Genomic DNA, 2086 nt, shown 5'->3' on the forward strand with positions numbered 1-2086 from the left:
AACAAGAAAGCCACCCAATGCTGGGTGGCTTTCTTGCGTTGTGCTCCATGCAAGCACGAAGAGCCATCCCTCGCGGGGTGGCTCTTCTGCGTTAACGCGACCGTGGCCGCACGGCTCAGCGCTTCAAGCGCGCCTCGAGCATGGCGGCGCACTCCTGCACAGCGACAGTGAGCAGTTCCTCATCCAGATCCGCACGGCCCCACGTCACCGCCACCGCTGCAACAGGCCAGCCCGCGGCATCGAGGACCGCGGCGCCCACACTGCGCAGTCCGTCCGCGATCTCACTGTTCTCTGTCGCATACCCCCGTGCCCGGACATCCCGGAGAAGCTCACGCAGTTCGCGGGGTGTCCGCGGGCCAAGGCCGGTGCGGTCGGGGAATGCCGAGACGTCCGGGTAGAGCGCCCGCACCTGTTCCCGGGGGAGCGCTGCCAGCATCGCGCGGCCCGAAGCCGTGAGGTGCGCAGGAAGACGCACGCCCACGTCCGTCACCAACGCGGGCCTCCGAGGTGCGCGTTCCTCGACGATGTACAGCACGTCCCCGCCACTCATCACCGCCAGGTGCGCGCTCTCCCCCAGCCGGTCCGAAAGAGCAGCCACCAAAGGTCGGCCTCGTCGCGCCAGGGGCTGTTGCCGGGTGTACCCGCCGGCGAGCTCGAATGCCGAAGTACCCAGCCCCCAGCGTCTCTCTTCGCGCAGGTGCAGCACGAAGCCGTGAGCGGCCAAGGTGGTCAGCAGGTGATAGACCGTCGACCGCGGCAGCTCGAGCTCGCGCGCGATCGCCGACGCCGCCACGGGGGCCGGCCGTCCGGCGAGATAGCTCAGGATGCGGAGCGTGTTCTCCGCCGCAGGCACCTGCGCGGTCGGCGCGTCGGACACCGGGACGTCCGCCACCCGTGCCTGCGTCCCCGGTGCCTGAGCGCTCGTCGTTTTGTCTGGGATCACAGACAAAGCATCCCATGAACGGGTGTCCCGCACGACGCCTCGGGTGTGGAATCGAACCATGACCGAACTCGCCCCCGTGCTGGTCGGAGCGGCCCCGCTGTCGCCCGCCGATGTCGTCGCCGTCGTCCGTCATGATGCCCCCGTGCAGCTCGACGCCGAAGCTCTCGCCCGCGTAGCCGAGACCCGCCGGGTGATCGACGGCCTCGCCGCCGACCCGAACCCGCACTACGGTGTCTCCACCGGATTCGGTGCTCTGGCGACCACCTTCATCGCCCCCGACCGTCGCCTGCAGCTGCAGGCCAGCCTGATCCGCTCGCACGCCGCGGGCACCGGCGCCGAGGTCGAGCGCGAGGTCGTCCGCGGACTCCAGCTGCTGCGCCTGCAGACCCTCGCTTCCGGTCGAACCGGCGTGCGCCCGGTCGTGGTGGAGACCTACGCCGCCCTGCTCAACGAGGGCATCACCCCCGTGGTGCGCGAGTACGGGTCGCTCGGCTGCTCGGGCGACCTCGCCCCTCTTGCCCACATCGCCCTGGCCGCGATGGGCGAAGGCGACGTGCGTGACGCATCCGGCGCTCTGGTCCCCGCAGCCGACGCCCTGGCTGCTGCGGGCATCGAGCCGCTCACCCTCGTCGAGAAGGAGGGGCTCGCGCTCATCAACGGCACCGACGGCATGCTGGGCATGCTGGTGCTCGCCCTGCACGACCTCGAGACGCTCCTGCTCACCGCCGACATCGCCGCGGCGATGTCGGTCGAATCGCAGCTCGGCACCGACGCCGTGTTCGCCGCTGACCTGATGGCCCTCCGCGCGCAGATGGGCCAGGCCGAGTCCGCGGCCAATCTCCGCGCCTTCCTCGGCGACTCCCCCATGGTCGCGAGCCACAAGGGCCCGGATGACGGCCGCGTGCAGGACGCCTACTCGCTGCGCTGCTCGCCCCAGGTGCACGGCGCCGCCCGCGACACTCTCGCCCACGCGACGCTGATCGCCGGACGCGAGCTCGCCAGCGTGATCGACAACCCCGTCATCACCTTCGACGGGCGCATCGAGTCGAACGGCAACTTCCACGGGGCTCCGGTCGCCGCTGTGCTCGACTTCCTCGCGATCTCGGTCGCCGACGTCGCCTCGGTCTCCGAGCGTCGCACCGA

Annotated in this window: 2 protein-coding genes; one reads left to right on the forward strand and one right to left on the reverse strand. The window is 70.6% G+C overall.

Annotated features, from left to right (window positions below; genetic code table 11):
• Window positions 1-115: 115 nt before the first annotated feature.
• Complete coding sequence (locus tag DSP71_RS12020; RefSeq protein ID WP_113681208.1) at window positions 116-853, reverse strand: IclR family transcriptional regulator; 738 nt, start codon at window positions 851-853, stop codon at window positions 116-118.
• Window positions 854-1001: 148 nt separating this feature from the next.
• On the opposite strand from DSP71_RS12020, the gene DSP71_RS12025 reads away from it, so the two are divergent.
• Window positions 1002-2086 (forward strand): aromatic amino acid lyase (locus tag DSP71_RS12025; protein WP_113681206.1); only part of this gene is annotated, 1085 nt, incomplete at its 3' end.

The sequence above is a fragment of the Microbacterium sp. H6 genome (assembly GCF_003314775.1).
Lineage (GTDB): Bacteria > Actinomycetota > Actinomycetes > Actinomycetales > Microbacteriaceae > Microbacterium > Microbacterium oxydans.